The 19,807-nt window shown below is 34.3% G+C and carries 16 protein-coding genes; 11 read left to right on the forward strand and 5 right to left on the reverse strand.

Features of this window, described 5'->3' with window-relative positions:
- Positions 1–91 precede the first annotated feature (91 nt).
- The 5 genes from lpxD to ACM55M_RS14605 all read left to right on the forward strand — a co-directional run bounded on the left by lpxD (position 92) and on the right by ACM55M_RS14605 (position 5,922).
- Positions 92–1,090 carry a UDP-3-O-(3-hydroxymyristoyl)glucosamine N-acyltransferase gene (gene lpxD / locus ACM55M_RS14585; RefSeq protein ID WP_416858382.1) on the forward strand — a complete coding sequence of 333 codons (999 nt, stop codon included), beginning with the start codon at positions 92–94 and terminating at the stop codon, positions 1,088–1,090.
- Positions 1,091–1,258: 168 nt separating this feature from the next.
- Positions 1,259–2,887 carry an acyl-CoA carboxylase subunit beta gene (locus ACM55M_RS14590; protein ID WP_416858383.1) on the forward strand — a complete coding sequence of 543 codons (1,629 nt, stop codon included), beginning with the start codon at positions 1,259–1,261 and terminating at the stop codon, positions 2,885–2,887.
- 69 nt (positions 2,888–2,956) lie between these two features.
- Complete coding sequence (locus tag ACM55M_RS14595; protein WP_416858384.1) at positions 2,957–4,519, forward strand: S41 family peptidase; 1,563 nt, start codon at positions 2,957–2,959, stop codon at positions 4,517–4,519.
- A 207-nt stretch (positions 4,520–4,726) separates the two neighbouring features.
- A complete protein-coding gene (locus tag ACM55M_RS14600) occupies positions 4,727–5,359 on the forward strand; it encodes a hypothetical protein (protein ID WP_416858385.1) in 633 nt (210 codons plus the stop codon).
- A 140-nt stretch (positions 5,360–5,499) separates the two neighbouring features.
- Positions 5,500–5,922 (forward strand): DoxX family protein, encoded by a 423-nt coding sequence (locus tag ACM55M_RS14605; protein WP_416858386.1) that lies wholly within the window; start codon positions 5,500–5,502, stop codon positions 5,920–5,922.
- 68 nt (positions 5,923–5,990) lie between these two features.
- Here the strand turns inward: ACM55M_RS14605 and ACM55M_RS14610 are convergent, their stop codons facing one another.
- Positions 5,991–7,037, reverse strand: coding sequence for an AMP-binding protein (locus tag ACM55M_RS14610; protein ID WP_416858387.1), 1,047 nt, complete (start codon positions 7,035–7,037; stop codon positions 5,991–5,993).
- Positions 7,030–7,989 (reverse strand): CPBP family intramembrane glutamic endopeptidase, encoded by a 960-nt coding sequence (locus ACM55M_RS14615; protein ID WP_416858388.1) that lies wholly within the window; start codon positions 7,987–7,989, stop codon positions 7,030–7,032. Before ACM55M_RS14615 ends, ACM55M_RS14610 begins: the two co-directional genes overlap by 8 nt.
- Positions 7,990–8,088: 99 nt before the next feature.
- Here ACM55M_RS14615 and arsC point away from each other — a divergent pair, with 99 nt between their 5' ends.
- Together arsC and ACM55M_RS14625 are read left to right on the forward strand one after the other, a co-directional pair.
- Positions 8,089–8,430 carry an arsenate reductase (glutaredoxin) gene (gene arsC / locus ACM55M_RS14620; protein ID WP_416858389.1) on the forward strand — a complete coding sequence of 114 codons (342 nt, stop codon included), beginning with the start codon at positions 8,089–8,091 and terminating at the stop codon, positions 8,428–8,430.
- A gap of 82 nt (positions 8,431–8,512) precedes the next feature.
- A complete protein-coding gene (locus ACM55M_RS14625; protein ID WP_416858390.1) occupies positions 8,513–10,975 on the forward strand; it encodes a TonB-dependent receptor in 2,463 nt (820 codons plus the stop codon).
- Between the two features lie 148 nt (positions 10,976–11,123).
- Here the strand turns inward: ACM55M_RS14625 and ACM55M_RS14630 are convergent, their stop codons facing one another.
- Complete coding sequence (locus tag ACM55M_RS14630; protein ID WP_143386564.1) at positions 11,124–11,294, reverse strand: hypothetical protein; 171 nt, start codon at positions 11,292–11,294, stop codon at positions 11,124–11,126.
- A gap of 247 nt (positions 11,295–11,541) precedes the next feature.
- Between ACM55M_RS14630 and fumC the strand changes: the two genes are divergently transcribed.
- The gene (fumC, locus tag ACM55M_RS14635; protein ID WP_416858391.1) at positions 11,542–12,939 is read left to right on the forward strand and encodes a class II fumarate hydratase; all 1,398 of its coding nucleotides are present in this window, start codon (positions 11,542–11,544) and stop codon (positions 12,937–12,939) included.
- A gap of 186 nt (positions 12,940–13,125) precedes the next feature.
- Here fumC and dnaK read toward each other — a convergent pair whose 3' ends face one another.
- Positions 13,126–15,012 (reverse strand): molecular chaperone DnaK, encoded by a 1,887-nt coding sequence (gene dnaK, locus ACM55M_RS14640; RefSeq protein WP_416858392.1) that lies wholly within the window; start codon positions 15,010–15,012, stop codon positions 13,126–13,128.
- A 681-nt stretch (positions 15,013–15,693) separates the two neighbouring features.
- Between dnaK and ACM55M_RS14645 the strand changes: the two genes are divergently transcribed.
- The 3 genes from ACM55M_RS14645 to ACM55M_RS14655 all read left to right on the forward strand — a co-directional run bounded on the left by ACM55M_RS14645 (position 15,694) and on the right by ACM55M_RS14655 (position 18,674).
- Positions 15,694–16,644 (forward strand): C1 family peptidase, encoded by a 951-nt coding sequence (locus tag ACM55M_RS14645; RefSeq protein WP_416858393.1) that lies wholly within the window; start codon positions 15,694–15,696, stop codon positions 16,642–16,644.
- Between the two features lie 193 nt (positions 16,645–16,837).
- Positions 16,838–17,161: a nucleoside triphosphate pyrophosphohydrolase family protein gene (locus tag ACM55M_RS14650; RefSeq protein WP_416858394.1), complete on the forward strand. Its 324-nt coding sequence runs from the start codon at positions 16,838–16,840 to the stop codon at positions 17,159–17,161.
- 40 nt (positions 17,162–17,201) lie between these two features.
- The gene (locus ACM55M_RS14655) at positions 17,202–18,674 is read left to right on the forward strand and encodes a serine hydrolase (RefSeq protein ID WP_416858395.1); all 1,473 of its coding nucleotides are present in this window, start codon (positions 17,202–17,204) and stop codon (positions 18,672–18,674) included.
- 178 nt (positions 18,675–18,852) lie between these two features.
- Here the strand turns inward: ACM55M_RS14655 and ACM55M_RS14660 are convergent, their stop codons facing one another.
- Entirely contained in the window at positions 18,853–19,713 is an 861-nt protein-coding gene (locus ACM55M_RS14660; protein WP_416858396.1) for an AraC family transcriptional regulator, read from the reverse strand.
- Positions 19,714–19,807 lie beyond the last annotated feature (94 nt).

Raw genomic sequence — 19,807 nt, forward strand, 5'->3', positions numbered from 1 at the left:
ATTTTAAAACTTGGTACTAAATAAAGCATTAGGAATTTTAACTCTAAATTGCTTTATTTGATAAAATTACCAAATTCAAATCTAATACGTAATGAAATCCTATTCCATCCAAGAAATAAATGAAATTTTAAAAGGGGTTATTGTTGGAAGTACGATCCAAAATATCACTGCTCCTGAACAACTTGAAGCAGCTAATGAATCCGAAATTTCTTTTATTGGAAACAAAAAATACGAAAAACTTTGGGCAACTTCTAAAGCTTGTGTTGCAGTTGTAAACGAGGATATTTCGATAGAGCCAGGAGAAAACAGAGCTTTTATTAAGGTGAAAAATGCGGATTTAGCCATGTCGCAAGTTTTAGCTCTTTTTGCCCCTCCAACCCCGTTATTTAACATTGATATTCATCCAACTGCAGTTATCGACCAAACAGCGATTATTTGTAATGGCGTTAGAATTGGCGCAGGTTGTTACATAGGCCCTAAAGTTGTACTTGGTGACCATACAACACTATATCCTAATGTTACTGTTTTGGATGAATGTACCGTAGGAAAAAATACTATAATCTGGTCAGGAGCTGTAATCAGAGAGCGTTGTCACATAGGAAATGATTGTATTATACATCCCAATGCGACAATTGGAGCAGATGGTTTTGGTTTTCGACCGGATCCCGAAAGAGGTTTGGTTAAAATCCCACAAATTGGAAATGTTATTATAGGAAATAGCGTTGAAATTGGCGCCAATACCTGCGTTGACCGAGGGAAATTCAGTTCTACCGTTTTAGGTGATGGTTGTAAAATTGATAATTTAGTCCAAATTGGCCACAACAGTAAATTAGGCCGTTTTTGTATCATGGCCGGAAATAGTGGATTGGCTGGTTCCGTAACACTAGGAAACGGGGTTATAATTGGCGGAAGCGCTTCTATAAAAGACCACACCACTATTGGCGACGGTGCCATTGTAGGTGCTGGATCTGGTGTTACGGGAGATATTCCTGCAGGAAAAACCATGTTAGGCTATCCGGCCGTTGAAGCTCGTGATGCATTAAAACAATGGGCAATTTTGAAAAGACTCGTAAATGATTCGAAAAAATAAATCATCACTTTTTTATTAAATTCATAAAAAAACAGAAGGTAACTTCTGTTTTTTTGTTTTAATGTCAAACATACATTCGATTTTCTTTCTAAACCAATTAAAATAATAAAATTTATTTCGTTGGATTTTGTATTTTAGCGCAAACTATTTTTTTAATATTCTTTCATCATGGATTTGAATTTCAACAAAAACGAAGACCACAATAAACTTTTACTTTCGGCATTGCGACAAAAATTAACGGTCGTTAAATTAGGTGGTGGTGAAAAACGCATCCAAAAATTACATGGTGAAGGCAAAATGACCGCTAGGGAACGCATCGATTATTTGCTTGACACCAAAGCTAAAAGCATAGAAATTGGCGCATTTGTTGGTGAAGGAATGTATGCCGAACACGGCGGATGTCCTTCAGGTGGAGTTGTGGTTAAAATAGGTTATATCAAAGGAAAGCAATGTATTGTTGTGGCCAATGATGCTACCGTAAAAGCGGGTGCTTGGTTTCCAATTACCGCAAAGAAAAACCTACGTGCGCAGGAAATTGCGATGGAAAATCGGCTACCAATCATTTATTTAGTAGATAGTGCAGGCGTTTATTTGCCTTTGCAAGATGAAATTTTCCCGGATAAAGAACATTTTGGTCGGATTTTTCGAAATAATGCCCAAATGAGCAGCATGGGAATTACCCAAATCGCTGCTGTAATGGGAAGTTGTGTTGCCGGCGGGGCCTATTTGCCAATTATGAGCGATGAAGCTTTAATTGTCGAAAAAACGGGAAGTATTTTCCTTGCGGGAAGTTATTTGGTGAAAGCTGCCATTGGCGAAAGCATTGATAATGAAACATTGGGCGGAGCTACCACACATTGTGAAATTTCAGGTGTGACAGATTACAAAGCCAAAGATGACAAAGATGCATTAGACAAAATAAAAAATATAGTTGATAAAATAGGTGATTTTGACAAAGCTGGTTACAGCCGAATTAAATCGGAAAAACCAGCATTGGACGAAAATGAAATCTATGGTATTTTGCCAAAAGCTCGTAATGAACAATATGACATGATGGAAATCATCAATCGTTTAGTTGATAATTCCGAATTTGAAGCATACAAAGATGGTTACGGACAAACCATTATAACCGGTTATGCCAGAATTGACGGTTGGGCAGTAGGAATTGTTGCCAACCAACGAAAAGTGGTGAAAACAAAGAATGGCGAAATGCAGTTTGGAGGCGTAATCTATTCCGATAGCGCGGACAAAGCCACCCGATTTATCGCTAATTGTAACCAAAAGAAAATCCCTTTAGTATTCGTTCAAGATGTTACCGGTTTTATGGTAGGATCTAAATCAGAACATGGCGGAATTATTAAAGATGGTGCGAAAATGGTGAATGCTGTGAGCAATTCAGTTGTTCCAAAATTCACAGTTATTGTTGGAAACTCCTATGGTGCAGGAAATTATGCCATGTGTGGTAAAGCCTATGATCCAAGATTAATTTTTGCTTGGCCAAGTGCGGAACTAGCCGTTATGGGTGGAACGCAAGCAGCCAAGGTATTGGCACAAATTGAAGCTTCTTCGCTTAAAGCAAAAGGGGAAGTTGTGGATGAAACTAAAGAAAAAGAATTATTCGATAAAATAAAGGCACGATATGACGAACAAGTTTCGCCCTATTATGCGGCCTCCAGATTATGGACTGATGCCATAATTGATCCTTTAGACACCCGAACCTGGATTTCTATGGGCATCGAAGCGGCCAACCACTCCCCTATTGAAAAGAAATTTAATTTAGGAGTTATTCAGGTTTAAATTCCGGACAGCAAATTTCTAAATTTAGATCGCAGTCAGTGTTCAGGAAAAACTTACGTAGTTAAAAACATGAAAAAAACAGCTCTTTACCTCTTTATAGTATTCTTTTTTGTTCAATGTGCTTCCATAAAAAAGCACAACAAGCATTTGAATGATTTGATAGCGGAAGAGAAGTTAAAATCGGATGTTGATTTTACTTATCGAAAATTACAGGAATTACACCCCAATTTATACTGGTATATAAGTAAGGAAGCCTTAGATTATAAATTTGACAGTCTAAAATTGACCCTTACAAAACCAATAACCTCTTTTAATTTTTATAAAAAATTGAGTCCTGTAGTTGCTGCGGTGCGACAAGGACATCTTGTGGTTTACCCTCCAACAAAATTATTGACAAAGAGAGAAACTAAAGCACTAATTAAAAAAGGAACAGGCCCTTTTTCACAATTTGATTTTGAACTTTTTAATGAAAAATTGTATGTTGTAAAAAACAAGTCCTACGATAAAACGATACAATCAGGAACCGAAGTCCTTGCTGTAAACGGTACGAAACCAATCGATTTAATAAAAAAACACAACCAATACTATAGTTCCGACGGTTATAATAACACTTTCAAAACCAATTATTCGGGTAAACGGTTTTCTACGTTTTTTTCCAATGAAAATGGAATTAAGGATAGTCTAAAATTTGATTTCAAATTTAATGATAGCTTAAAAACCATTACAATAAAAAGAAAAAAGAAAGATACAAATGGCACGCATTCTAAAAAAATTAAAAAAAAGCGGGTTCTTAAAGATAAAGCCAAGTCGAAAGAAATCAGAAAAAAGAAAAAGGTTAATGGTTATTATTCCGTTGAAAAAAATTATAATCGGAACCTGCGCTTTTTAGAAAAAGACAGCAGTATAGCCATAATGAAAATTAGAAGTTTCAAAATTGGCGATTATAAAACTTTTTACAAAGAAAGCTTTTCTAAAATTGCGGAGTATCAGTCTAAAACACTTATTCTGGATTTAAGGAATAATGGTGGCGGACGAGTAAGTGAAATTGCTGATTTATATTCCTATTTAGCTGACTCTACTTTCGTCTTTTTGGATAAATCCGAAGTAGTTTCAAAAGCAAGCGTATTCAAGGGAGCCTATTTAAGCGGCGGTTCTTTTGGTTTTAAAGCTTTAAAAACTGTTTTTTCTCCAATAATGTATACGTACTTACTATTGACTGTTCATAAAAGCCAAAACGGTAAAAATTATTATGCAACACAAACTAAACCTCATAAAGTGAGTAAAAATGCTTTCAAAGGAAAAATTTATGTTCTTATCAATGGCGGAAGTTTTTCGGCTTCAAGCATTATTTCTTCTAATTTAAAAGGTTCCAAAAGAGCCTATTTTGTAGGCGAAGAAACAGGTGGAGCCTATAATGGGACCGTTGCTGGTTTTATGCCTCGTGTAAAATTGCCAAATACTAACATCCAAATTCGCATTGGATTAATGTATATGGCTCCTTATTTCAAAACAACTTTAGAAGGTCGTGGCATATTTCCTGATATGCAAATAATTCCTACAATTGAAGATCGAACAAAAGAAAATGACCCTGAAATGAATTGGATTTTAGATGATATAAAATCAGGCATTTAAAAAATCGTTTCCAAATTTATAGTATACTTTACACACTCAACAAAAACTTAAAATCAACATTTAATTAATCTTTATATCATTGATTAATAGTTATTTGTATCTTTACTTAAACTTTAAAATAGCAAATACTAATCCTCTGTACCTTAACATTTTTTCAATGCAATAAAAGTATTTCTGAACATTTGAATTATTTAATTATCAGAAAAAATGAAAAAGATTCCGATTGTATCCTTAAGCATTATACTACTGGTTGTACAGTTCATTGCTGCACAAACGGTACCTGAAAGTGATGTTTCCTCTAAATACAAAAAAATTTACTTAGAGTCAGGTATTAATCTATCAATACCGGTACATATTCAAATGTATCGTTCCCATAAATTTGAAATTGGCGTTAATATTAGAGCATTTAAAAAAGTTTCTCCAAAATGGGACTTGGGTCTTAAAGTCGATTATGATTATTGGCTTATCAAAAGAAACGCCCCAACACTAACCTCTGAAAGCACATTAGAAGAAAGAACATTATATAGTAACTTTAGTATTTTTTCTATAAAAGGTAATACCCAGTATAGTTTTACCCCCAAATGGTATTGGGGAATTGAATCAGGTTTAGGCTATGCTCTTTCGGACGCAGATCGCAAATTCGGACTCGGGTTTGTATCCGAATTTGGCGGAGGAGCCCAGCAATTTGGACTCTCTTCTGCTTTTTACCTAGGAAGGTATTTTATCATTGGGAATAAAACAAACAAACTAGGTTTATCAGCCGATTTTACCCAATTTTTAGCTCATGGTCATGCTGAAAATAGTCTTGGTCTAAAAGTAAAATACCGTTTTATTAATTAACTTCGTTATCCATATTATCACTTTTTACGGAGAATACAATCTTATTCAATAACAATTATTTTAAATTTACATCTGAAAAATATTTCAATATATCTATAAAAATCAGTAACTTAGTATTAAATATTTTAAACTATAGTATTATGACTAACGTAAAAAGCTTGAATAAATGGGCAAATTCGCACACTTATTTACCAGTAGATTTAGTAAGAATAGCACTTGGTGTATTTTTATTTATGAAAGGAATTTCTTTTATAACAAACATCCAATATTTACACGATTTAATATCTCCAATTGACAAAATTGGTGGCGGAATGTTTCTGATCCATTATATTGCACCGGCACATATGGTTGGAGGAATAATGATTGCATTCGGTTTACTGACCAGATGGGCAATTATAGCTCAATTACCGATACTCATTGGAGCAATTATTGTGAATTTTATGGGACAAATGCATTCCCAAAACTTATTGTTAGCAATACTTGTACTTGGAATTTGCGTCTTTTTCTTATTTTATGGAAGTGGGAAACATTCGGCTGATTACTATTTTAAAATGCAACAATAATAAAAACTAAAAAAGCATTCCGTTTTGAAAACGAAATGCTTTTTTATATCTAATAAGCAGATAGAATACTAAATAAGCTCCAAAATTTCTTTTCTTTTTATTTTTCCGTTTTGGGTTTCAATAAATTTTGACACATAAAATACTTCTTTAGGTTTTTCATATTTGTCTAAACCATCAAAAATAGTTTCGTCTAAAGGTTGTTTTTCCCCTTCAATAATTAAAGCTAGTTTTTCGCCTAAAGTAGCGTCCTGAATTCCAGTCACAAAAAATCTTGAGTGAATTTTATTCGATAATTTTTCTTCGATTTGCTCCGGAATCAGTTTAATTCCTCCGCTATTTATTACATTATCAATTCTTCCTAAAAAAACAAATTCATTTTCATTTACTAATTCGACCAAGTCATTCGTTACAATTGTTTCTTCTGAAATTTTTGGCGCATCAATCACTAGGCAGTTTCTATCGTCCTGAGAAATTTTTATGTCAGGCAAAACTGAGAATGCCTTCTCTCCTATTTTCTTGGCGGCAATATGAGTGATTGTTTCTGTCATACCATACGTTTCATACCCTTTGGTATTCAATTTAGAAAGACTTTTCTCTAGCGTTTTACTCATTTTTGCTCCGCCAACAATCATTTTTTTTACGTTTTTTAATTCCGTTAACGAATTTTGAGCCTGTAAAGGTACCATCGAAACAAAATCATATTTAGTTTCATTGTGCAGTAAGGGATGAGAACTTGGCGCTACAAAATCCATATCAAGACCCAAAATAAAGCCTCTTACAAACATCATTTTCCCCGCAATATATTTCGTTGGCAAACAATGTAATGCTTTATCTCCTGGACGTAAATCAAAAAAATCGCCTGTAGCCAAAGCCGAATTTACCATGGCCTGTTTATCCATCTGAATAATTTTCGGGCTTCCTGTAGTTCCAGATGTGTTTAATTCGATATAGCTTTTTCTATCAAACCAATCGAGTATAAAATCCCCGACAGATTTTTCGTACTCCTCTCCTTCTTTTATAAAACTGTACGCTACTCTACATAAATCTTTTCGATTCAGATGAAAACCATTTAGCTTAAAATGATTATTCACGTTTTTGTAAGTGATTTTATCCATGGCGATTATATTGATTTAAATGATTATAAAGTGTTGGTTCTTCAATTTTCCCTGTTAATTTTTCTTTCCAGTTTGTCCAATTATATTTTTTACTAAAGATAAATAAAAGTATCGGGTAAATAATAACAACTGGTAAAATAACGTCTGCCCCTGCTGAGGGTTCCGAAATATCTTTAAAAATAGAATGGGTTTGAAACGCGGACCAATCTGAAGTCACTAATAACGCACTAACTAAATTATTGGCGGCATGAAAACCTAAAGCTAATTCCATTCCTTCATCCATTAAGGTAATGATTCCTAATAATAATCCTGTTCCGATGTAATATACTAAAACAATATTTCCTATTTTAGAAACTTCCGGATTTGAAATATGCATGGCTCCAAAAATAACAGAAGTCATAATTAATGGGAACCATTTATTTTTAGCAAGATTCGCAAAACCCTGCATCAAATAGCCCCTGAAAATATATTCTTCGGTACTAGTTTGAATTGGTATTAATAACGTTCCTATAATAACTAAAATTACAAATGGAATGGGTTTAAAATTAATTACAAAATCACTTGGATTCGAAAAATAAAATAATACTGTTGACAGAATGGTGAAAATTGACCAAATAGAAAACGAAAATAATACCCTGTTCCAATCCACCTCAATTCTTGATGTAGTTATGGAAAGCATCGTTTGACGGTGCAAATATTTGACAACAAATAAAATTCCAAGCATTGCAAAAACAAATGAAATTAATATCAAAAACAAAGTCAAATTTGGTTCAAAAAAACGCATAATATCATTATTGGTAGTAGGATATGGTTTCCCTTTTACAAGTGTTTCATAAAACAACGCAATTAGTAAAGGTGCCTGACCTAAAAAAGAAGCACAAATAATTATTACTGATCCTAAAATATACTTCCAAAACTTATTCTCAGACTTTATTCCTAGTTCTATAAACATAGATTTTTTATTTTTATATAGTATTAAAATTAGAGTAACAAATTTTACTTTTGTCACTCTAACAATAAAATTTTAATTCTCAATTTACTTAAAAAACAGATGATACAAATATACCACAATCCGCGTTGCGGAAAATCAAGAAACTGCCTCGCTTTTATAAAAGAATCCGAAAAAGAATTTGAAGTCATTAATTATCTTGAAAACGGTCCCACATTTGATGAATTAAAAAGTCTTATTCAAAAACTAAATTTTGAACCTCTTGCATTAGTGCGCCAAAAAGAGAAAATTTGGATAGAAAATTTCAAAAATAAAACAATGACTAATGACGAAATCATTCAAGCAATGGTGACTAATCCAATTCTGATTGAAAGACCTATTGTAATCAAAGGAAACAAAGCATTAATAGGAAGAGATCTAGATCATGTGACTGATTTTCTATAATTAAATTAACACTTTTTTATGATTTACAAATTAAACCAAAGCTGTTTTCTACAATCTAAAAAGAAAAACTAAAACTACAAAAATGCCCAAAAAGTTAAAAACCCTTTTAGCGCTTGCATTCTTATTTACAAGCCTAATAAATTTTGCTCAGGAATCTAGCCCTGTACAAAAAGTAAAAGTAAGCGGAAAAGTAATTGAAAAAGTTAGCAAGCAACCGTTAGAATACGCAACAATCACATTCATAAACGCTAAAAACCCAAAAGCACTTGCCGGCGGAATTACAAATGCAAAAGGAGAATACAGTATTGATGTGAATCCTGGCATTTATAATATAAAAATTGAGTTTATCTCTTTCAAATTATCTGAAATCAAGGAAAAAAGCATTCAGCAAAATATTAATTTAGGCACAACTGCCTTAGATGAAGATGCGGCTCAATTGAATGAAGTAGTCATAAGAGCTGAAAAAACTACCGTAGAAATAAAATTAGACAAAAAAGTCTATAATGTGGGCAGTGATTTAATGGTAAAAGGAGGAACCGTTAGTGATGTTCTTGACAACATCCCCTCTGTATCTGTGGATGTAGAAGGAAATGTGAGCCTTCGAGGAAATGATAATGTTAAAATACTTATCGATGGAAAACCCTCAAATGCGATAAATATAACCGATGCATTGCGACTAATTCCTGCCGATGCTATCGAAAAAGTAGAAGTTATAACGAATCCTTCGGCCAGATATGATGCTGAAGGCGGAGGTGGATTATTGAATATCATTTTGAAAAAAGGAAAAAATCTTGGTCTAAATGGAACTTTCATTGCTTCTACAGGTTACCCTGAAAATTATGGATTGAGTGGGACTTTAAATTATAAATCAAAGAATTTCAATCTTTTCACCAATCAAGGGTACAATTATAGAAGTAGTCCTGGAAACATGATTACCAATACTGAATATTTAAATTCAGATAATTCGATTCGAAATTATGTAGATGAAAATAGAGATAACGATAGATTCAGTAACGGCTATAATGGAAATTTTGGTATTGAATTGTATATCGACCAATCTACTTCGTGGACTAATACGTTTAATTACAGAAAAAATAATGGAGATAACACGGATAATGTTTTCCAAAAATATTATAATGCTAACTATGTTTACGACTATACTCGAACCCGTATCAATGAGGAAGACAGTAAAAGTGAAAACGTAGAGTTTGCAACAAATTTCACCAAAAACTTCAAAAAAGACGGACATAAATTAACTATTGACGGTTCGTTTTCCTCTAACGAGGATAAAAACAACGCTTTAATTACGGATACTGCCACCAATTCAAGTGCAGTTTTATTTGATAAAACGATAAACAATCAAACTCAAAACAGAAATTTACTTCAAGCAGATTATGTTTTGCCTTTAGGAAAAGGAAGTCAGTTTGAGGCAGGATATCGTGGCGATTTCTCTAAATTAGTGACTGATTACCAAGTACAAAATGATGGAGTAATTGACCCAAATTTCACCAATACTTTAGAATATAAAGAAAAAGTGAATGCGTTTTACACGCAATATGGTATGAAAGTAAATAAATTTTCAGCCCTTTTGGGATTGCGCTTTGAAGATTCGAATATAGAAATCAACCAATTGGCAACGAATGATTTCAACACTAAAAAATACAATAACTTCTTCCCTAGTGCTTTCTTGACCTATGAAATTTCAGATAAAAGCAGCGCTTCCATAAGCTACAGCCGAAGAATTCAAAGGCCTAGAGGACGAATGATCAATCCATTCAGTAATTTATCCAGTAACATCAATATTTTCATGGGAAATCCTGATTTAGATCCGGCATTTTCTGATGCTATTGATTTAGGATATATCAAACGTTGGGCTAAATTGACTTTTAATACTTCATTATACGTGAACAAAACCAGTGGCGCATTTCAATTTGCAAGAAGAGAGTCCGGCGATTTTGTAAACGGAACACCAATCATTATCAGTTCACCAATAAACTTAGCCACAGAATACAGAACTGGATTTGAGTTTACCTTAAACTATTCTCCCTACAAATGGTGGAAATTAAACGGGAACTTCAATTTCTTCAGAAACCAAACACAGGGTGATTTTACTTATATTGATTTTAATGATAAAGAAGTCATTCAAAATTTTGACAATACAACTACGTCATGGTTTGCCCGTGTAACCTCAAAAGTTAATTTACCCTACAAAATTGACTGGCAAACGAATGCAACTTATAATGGTCCACAAAACAACGCTCAAGGTAGAAATTTAGGGAATTTTAGTGCCAACTTAGCATTCAGCAAAGATGTGATGAAGGACAAAGGAACCGTTTCGTTTAATATAAGCGATGTATTCAATTCCAGAAAAAGAATTTCGGAAACGAATCTTCCCGGCATACTCAACTCGTATTCTGAAATGCAATGGAGAGTGAGACAGTTTAACCTATCATTCACGTATCGTTTTAACAAACCTGCAAATGAAAAAGAAAAACCTAAGAAAAATCAAAATGAAAATGGCGATGGAGGTGATTTTCAAGGATAAAATAATAGGGACTCGTGAAAACGGGTCCTTATTTATTTAAGAATAAATCGATTGCAATTAAGGCTCTTCATTAAGAGCTCCGGAAGTATTTTTTACCACAAAAAAAAGGACTCGTTTTCACGGGTCCTTTTTTTATAAAACAATTAGACTATACTGATTGTTCTTGCTTCTTTTTTGCTCTTTTCTCTTTATATGCTTCCCAAGTCGCTCCTCCTACCCAATAGGATACGAAACCAACAAGAAAAAACATTAACCAAAATCCTATTGTAAGAACGGTTAAGAAAAGTAAAAAGCCTAAGTACTGTGAAAATTCAAACATGTTTTCCGGAATTTTTGAATGTAGCCACAAATGTAAGTTTAATTCCTTTTCTTACCAATAAAAAGTAACAAAAACTACCAATCAATTTTTATAAAAAGGGAATTATCCGTATTTTTGGGCTCAGAATTTGGAGCTGATCCCGCTATCCGTTGCAATCTTTTATGCCGAACCCCGGCATAAAAGGATTTTCACTGCTATCGGGGCTAAAAATCTATTAAACTACTTAATACTTATAAATAACAACACCATGAAATTTAGAATAGAAAAAGACACGATGGGTGAAGTGCAGGTTCCTGCAGACAAATATTGGGGCGCACAAACAGAACGTTCCCGCAACAACTTCAAAATAGGTCCATCGGCTTCCATGCCAAAAGAAATTATTGAAGGTTTTGCTTTCTTAAAAAAAGCAGCGGCTTACGCTAATTGCGATTTAGGCGTTTTACCAGCCGAAAAACGCGATGCTATTGCAGCCGTTTGTGATGAAATCTTAGCCGGAAAACTGGATGACGAATTTCCATTGGTAATTTGGCAAACGGGTTCAGGTACGCAAAGTAACATGAACGTAAATGAAGTGGTTGCTAATCGTGCACAAGTACTAAAAGGATTCAACATTGGCGAAGGCGAGCAATTCATTAAAGCCAATGATGATGTAAATAAATCACAATCCTCGAATGATACATTCCCAACTGGAATGCATATTGCAGCGTACAAAGCAGTAGTAGAAATCACCATTCCTGGTGTTGAAAAACTAAGAGACACCCTTCATGCCAAAGCAGTGGAATTTAATACTGTGGTTAAAATAGGTCGCACGCATTTAATGGATGCTACACCATTGACATTAGGACAAGAAATTTCAGGTTATGTAGCGCAATTGAACTACGGTTTAAAAGCAGTTAAAAATACTTTGGCACACTTATCCGAAGTGGCTTTAGGAGGAACAGCCGTGGGAACCGGATTAAACACGCCAGAAGGATACGACGTAAAAGTAGCCGAATATATCGCTGAATTTACGGGTCATCCATTCGTAACTGCCGAAAACAAATTTGAAGCTCTAGCTGCACATGATGCCATCGTAGAATCGCATGGCGCATTGAAACAATTAGCGGTTTCATTGAATAAAATTGCCAATGATGTTCGTATGTTGGCTTCTGGACCACGTTCTGGAATTGGAGAAATCATTATTCCGGAAAACGAACCAGGTTCTTCTATCATGCCCGGAAAAGTAAACCCAACACAATGTGAAGCATTAACTATGGTTTGCGCACAAGTAATGGGGAACGATGTAGCGATTTCTGTTGGAGGAATGCAAGGTCATTATGAATTGAATGTTTTCAAACCTTTGATGGCAGCAAACTTCTTGCAATCAGCTAGATTGTTAGGTGATGCTTGTATGTCTTTTGACGAACATTGCGCACAAGGTATTGAACCCAACTACAAACGAATCCAAGAATTGGTTGACAATTCATTGATGTTGGTTACCGCTTTAAACACTAAAATTGGATATTATAAATCTGCTGAAATTGCTCAGACCGCACATAAAAATGGAACCACTTTAAAAGAGGAAGCCGTTGGTTTGGGTTATGTAACTTCAGAGGATTTTGATGCTTGGGTTAAACCGGAAGATATGGTTGGAAGCTTGAAATAATTGATGCTGACAGATCAGCATTTTTATCAAAAAACCCTGCAACGTAATATGTTGCAGGGTTTTTATTTTATGATGTAGTCATCCGATAAATCGCGTCTCTACCAAAGAAAAAAACCGTTCACCAAAGGCGAACGGTTTTCTTTATACAATGCAAAGACACGGTAATCGCGTCTCTACAGAAATTTATTATTTTACTTCTTCGAATTCAACGTCTTCAACATTGTCTCCTTGAGCAGCATCCCCTTGTGGTTGTGCTTCACTTTGACCTTGTTCTCCTTGAGCATACATCGCTTCAGTTGCTTTTTTCCAAGCAGCGTTGATGTTGTCAAGAGCCGTTTGAATTGCAGGAATGTCTTGAGATTGGTGAGCCATTCTCAATTCAGTTAATGCATATTCTACAGCAACTTTGTTTTCATCAGATAATTTAGAACCTAATTCTTTCAATTGAGTTTCAGTTTGGAAGATCATTCCGTCAGCTTCGTTCAATTTTTCAGCTCTTTCTCTTGCAATTTTGTCAGCATCAGCATTAGCTTCTGCATCTTTTTTCATTCTTTCGATTTCTTCAGCAGTTAAACCAGAAGAAGCTTCGATACGAATATCATGAGATTTACCAGTTCCTTTGTCAGTTGCCGAAACTTTGATGATACCATTCGCATCAATATCAAAAGTAACTTCAATTTGTGGAACACCTCTTGGTGCTGGTGGAATACCATCTAAGTGGAAACGACCGATAGTTTTGTTATCAGCAGCCATTGCTCTAGCTCCTTGTAAAACGTGGATTTCAACTGTTGGTTGAGAATCTGCAGCTGTAGAGAAAACTTGAGATTTTTTAGTTGGAATAGTTGTATTAGACTCAATAAGAGTTGTCATAACACCACCCATAGTTTCGATACCTAAAGATAAAGGTGTAACATCAAGTAACAATACATCTTTTACATCTCCAGAAAGAACTCCACCTTGAATAGCTGCTCCAATAGCAACAACCTCATCAGGGTTAACTCCTTTAGACGCTTTTTTACCAAAGAATTTCTCCACTTCGTCAGCAATTCTTGGCATACGAGTAGAACCTCCTACAAGAATAACTTCGTCAATATCAGAAACAGATAAACCAGCATCTTTCAACGCTTTAGCAACTGGTGCCATAGAACGTTTTACTAATGAATCAGTTAATTTTTCAAATTGAGCTCTAGTTAATTTTTTAACTAAGTGTTTTGGTCCTGAAGCTGTAGCAGTTACGTAAGGTAAGTTGATTTCAGTTTCAGTAGAAGAAGACAATTCAATTTTTGCTTTCTCAGCAGCTTCTTTCAAACGTTGCAAAGACATTGGATCTAAACGTAAATCAATACCTTCTTCAGTTAAAAATTCAGCAGCTAACCAGTCAATAATTTCGTGGTCAAAATCATCCCCACCTAAGTGAGTATCTCCGTTTGTAGATAATACTTCAAAAACTCCGTCTCCTAATTCAAGAACAGAAATATCAAATGTACCTCCACCTAAATCGTAAACAGCAATTTTTTGATCTTTACCTTTTTTATCAAGACCGTAAGCCAAAGCTGCAGCCGTAGGTTCGTTGATAATACGCATAACTTTAAGACCTGCAATTTCACCCGCTTCTTTCGTAGCTTGACGTTGTGCATCATTAAAGTAAGCAGGAACAGTAATAACTGCTTCAGTAACTGTTTGACCTAAATAGTCTTCAGCAGTTTTTTTCATTTTTTGAAGTGTCATTGCTGACAATTCTTGTGCAGAGTATAAACGGCCATCAATATCAACACGTGGTGTATTGTTGTCCCCTTTTACTACTTTGTAAGAAACTCTTTTTGCTTCAGCAGAAACTTCTGAAAAAGAATGACCCATAAAACGTTTGATAGAAGCAATAGTCTTAGTTGGATTAGTTACCGCTTGTCTCTTAGCAGGATCTCCTACTTTAATTTCTCCACCTTCTACAAATGCAATGATAGATGGCGTTGTTCTTTTTCCTTCAGCATTAGGGATAACTACTGCTTCATTACCTTCCATTACAGAAACACAAGAGTTTGTTGTACCTAAATCAATTCCGATTATTTTACCCATTTTTAATATATTTAATTTTATTATATACTCATTTTAATAGCTCGAAGTCGATAAGTCAATCTTTGTGCCAATGCAATACACGTCCATAAATTGTCAGTTTATGTTAAAATTGGCGTAAAAAAATCTGACAAGATGACATTTCAGAGGGTTTGTCATTATAACCAAAGTTGTCATTCAAAGTTTAGTTTAGGGTTGGAGCTATTTCCTGCTATTCATTACAATCTTTTTTCCAGTTCAAAAAAACCAGAAAAAAGGATTTTCACTACAAACGAAGTTCACTGAACTCCAATTAAGATAAAAGTAAAGTGAAGTAATCAGGGCTAGGGCATTTGGGTTTCAATCCCCTTTTTTGGAATTAGGCATTTCTATTAATACTTTCAAAAAAATCCAATTTGATAAGCTCCCAAGATTTAACGAGCAAACATAACGAGTCAAAATCAGCAACAGCCAATCTAAAGAGGAAAAATAAAAGATTATACATCAAATCGGCAAGAATCTCTTCTAGTAAAGGAGAAACAATATTTCAGTGAATCGAACTTTTTATTAATCCTCTTAAATTATTCTCAAAAAAGCAAAAATCACCTACATTTACTACAAAACAATAGTATTGCTCCTTATTCGTCAAGTTATAAAACTAACGCACCGTTTGGGTAACTATTTTAACCCCTAAATAAATTAAATATGTCAGAAAGAATAGCAGGAAGTTCAGGAGGAAAAGGAGGCACATCTGGAGGAAAAGGCGGAAAAGGTGGGACAAGAGGAGGTATGGCAGGAGGAAGAGTGGGAGGAAAAACTGAAGACAGTTTAAAAGAAAAAGCTAGAGGATTTGTAGAAGAAACAATAAAAAAACCAATTGCTCACTGTGTTAGATCAAGAGAAAAAGAAAATGATTGGACCATTATACATGCAATAGTTAATGGCATTGTAAAGCAGGATTTTCCCGAAGAAGTAGATTTACGAACAGGTAATAATTGGTGGGAAATAGGTAATCAAGGGTACACGGGTTCTTGTACTGCATGGGCCGCTACAGATTCATTATTAAGATGGCATTTAGTAAGAGCTAAGAAAATACAAGAAACAGAAAGGCTTTCAGTCCAATTTACTTGGATGGCGGCAAAAGAAACTGATAATTTTGTAACCTATCCTGAAACTTTTATTGAAAATTCAGGTACACCTCTTAAAGGTGCTTTAAATGTTTTAAAAAAGTATGGTGCTGTTCTAGAAAAACACCTTCCATTTGGTGGAAGAATAATTGACCCACAAATGGATGCTGAAACTTTTTATTCGATCGCTTCTCTATTTTCTATCAATAGTTATTACAGCATTATCAAGGAATACGATGTCAATTTAGATCATCTTAGAATGTGGTTAGCAAGTATTGGCCCAATAATAGCAATGACTGATACCGACTGGAACTTTAGAAACTATCATAATGGCGGAAAACTGGATTTTTATGATTTATCAACAGTTGTTCCAGATACAGGACACGCAATTGCAATTGTTGGTTATACTAAAAATCATTTTATCATTCGCAACAGTTGGGGAACTGATTGGGGAGATAATGGTTATGCTTATGCATCTAACGATTATGTCGCGGCAGCATTTTGCGAAGGATACGGCATCTGGGTTTAAATATATAAAGTACTATTTCCTGTTAATTTTAGAATCAGGAAGAATTTAAAGTATAAAAATATCTCGTCCAGACCGGGTAAACCCCAGATTACCATGACAAATTCACAACTTTAATTTCTTTTTTTACCCTATTTTAATTAAAAACACTCATACAAAAAGCCAATATGGCTAATTAACCCAAAAAAAATAACAAATGAAGAATTTAGATTTAAAAGAAATCAAAGAAAGAGCGTTAAAAATCAGAAAACAATACCATCAACTTGAAAAAACCCACCACGGTAGTGAATGGACAGTAGAAGAAGATGCTTTGGCTTTTCTTACTGATGCGGGATTAGTAGGACGTTACACCATGTCGCAACAAGGTCGTTGGCTAAAAGGAAATACAAACCCTGAACTACAGCATAAATTGGGTGAATGTATTTGGTGGCTTACAGTCCTTGCTGACCGAATGGACATAGACATTAATGAATCAATAGAAGCTTTTTTGACAAAAACTGAAAATTTATTAGAGGAATAAAAATAGCACACAACATCAATCACTAAAATCAACAATCATTATGAAACAACGTTCCAAGCATTTTCCAGTAAAGACAATCTTAATTGGTTTATTCATTCAACTCTCTACATTGACGGTTTCCATTGGACAAACCAAAACGGAGCAAATCGATAAATTAATGAATCTATATTCGGAATACGGGCAGTTTAACGGTTCTATCCTTGTCGCTGATGCAGGAAAAGTTATTTATAAAAAAGGTTTCGGAATGGCAAACATGGAATGGAATATTCCAAATCAACCGGATACCAAACACCGCTTGGGCTCCGTTACCAAACAGTTTACTTCTATGCTGATACTTCAATTAGTCGAGCAAGGGAAATTAAAGTTGGATACTCCTATTGCAAAGTATCTTCCTGATTATCCTAAAGCATCGGGCGATAAAATCACTATTCATCACTTACTGACACACACATCAGGAATTCCAAATTATACTTCGTTTCCTAATTTCGTAAAAGAATTAAGTATCAATCCGTATGGCCCGGAAGCATTTGTAAAAAAATTCGCTGACTTGCCGCTTGAATTTACGCCAGGTGAAAAATTTACGTACAGCAATTCCGGTTATTTTTTATTGGGTTACATCATAGAGAAAGTTTCCGGTAAAACCTTTGAGCAGTTTTTACAAGACAATATTCTTACGCCACTCAAAATGGATAATACAGGATTCGATCATCATGAAACGATTCTAAAAAATAGAGCTTCCGGTTATGAGAAAAACGGTAAAAACTATAATAATGCCAGTTATCTTGATTTGTCTATCCCATATGCTGCCGGTTCTTTGTATTCTACCGTAGAAGATTTGTATTTATGGGACCAATCGCTATACACAGAAAAGTTACTTTCGAAAAAATATAAAGAGCTGTTATTTAATTCCTATATCCCTGCAGGACCGGGACATTATGGATACGGATGGTTTATCAATAAGGCTTTCAATGGAGAAAAGAATGACAGCATAACAGTTATTGAGCATGGCGGCGGAATAAATGGATTTAACACTTTGGTTTCCCGTATTCCGTCTGACAAAAATCTAGTTATACTATTAAACAATACGGGTGGTGCAAACTTAAACGAGATGAATAAAGCAATTAGAAATATCCTATACAATAAACCATACAGTATGCCTAAAAAATCATTGGCCAATACTTTAGTAGAAGTTATTCTGGAAAAGGGGGTCACATCTGGACTAACTTATTTTAAAGAAAATAAAAATTCAAGTACCTATGCTATCAACGAAAATGAGATGAACAGTGCAGGATACCAATTATTACAAACCGGAAAAGTAAAAGAAGCTATAGAAGTTTTCAAACTAAATGTGGAAGCATTTCCAAAATCAGGAAATACCTATGATAGTTTGGGAGAAGCCTATTTGAAAAATGGAGATAGAAACCTTGCCATTATAAATTATAAAAAATCGGTAGAACTTGATCCAAATAATGAAAACGGAAAAAAAGTATTGGAAGAAATTTCAAAATCATAAATCATTGAAAATTATAAAGTCCTTTTCTTCAATCGTGAGCACAAGGGTATCGCTAGTGCTCAAAACAAATTAGTTCCTTAAAAATAGTTAATTGGCACGTATTGGGACAAACTAACATTTCAATTTCTTAAATAAAAAACATTTAAGTTTTCGGCATGAGCGAGAGGCACGCAGTACATCAAATATCCGAATTTACTTGAGTGAACACTCTTTTTTTAAAGGAGGAAGGCGTTTCTCCTACCAACGATTTAAAAAGTTTATTAAAATAAGACATGCTTTCAAACCCAACAGCATATACAACTTCTGATACATTATGGTGTTTTAGCAGTAGCGTTTTCGCTTGTGTAATTCGGTATTGATTTACGAATTCCGTGAACGTCATGTTTGTCTGCTTTTTAAAATAACGACAAAAAGCTGCCGTACTCAAATGTACATTCGATGCAATAGCATTAACATCAGGCTTTTTGTCATAGTTCTCCTGAATATAATCGTATATGGTTCCCATTCTGATTTTGTCATTCATAAACAGCTTAATTCTTGTATCCTCAGTATTCAATTGATTCACTTCAGATGAGGTAGCCATAATATTTAATATTTCAAAAAGCTCCAGTAAAGAGTTGAAATTATTCTTATGCTGTATTTCTTTTAGCTTGATAACAACTTGTTCTTTTGTTTGGCCATAAAAAGACAAACCTAAATAAGCTTTATCAAAGAGCGCACGAATGTCGGCAAATTCTGTAGTGGGCGCAATAGTATTGGGGAAAAAATCTTCCTTAAACTGTACTACAATTTGTTTATACTCCGTTTGCAATCCATAATCAAAATTTAAATGGGGAACATTAGAACCTATTAATACAAGGTCGCTTTCTACAAAACTTGAAATATTTTTACCAACATGGCGAATTCCTGCAATCGCTTCTACATAGACTAATTCGAATTCAGGGTGATAATGCCAAAAAAAATAATTACGTAAACTAGGGGTAAAAATGCGGAATGATTTTCCGGGCTGTATCGTGATTTCTTCTTTCTTTATTTTCATTATAGCTTCATTTTATAAATTATCAAATACAAAATTAATAAAAATAGTCAATACAGAGCATATATACGTCATTTTAGAATTCATCAACTTATAC

It is taken from the genome of Flavobacterium galactosi, from assembly GCF_048158585.1.
GTDB lineage: Bacteria > Bacteroidota > Bacteroidia > Flavobacteriales > Flavobacteriaceae > Flavobacterium > Flavobacterium galactosi.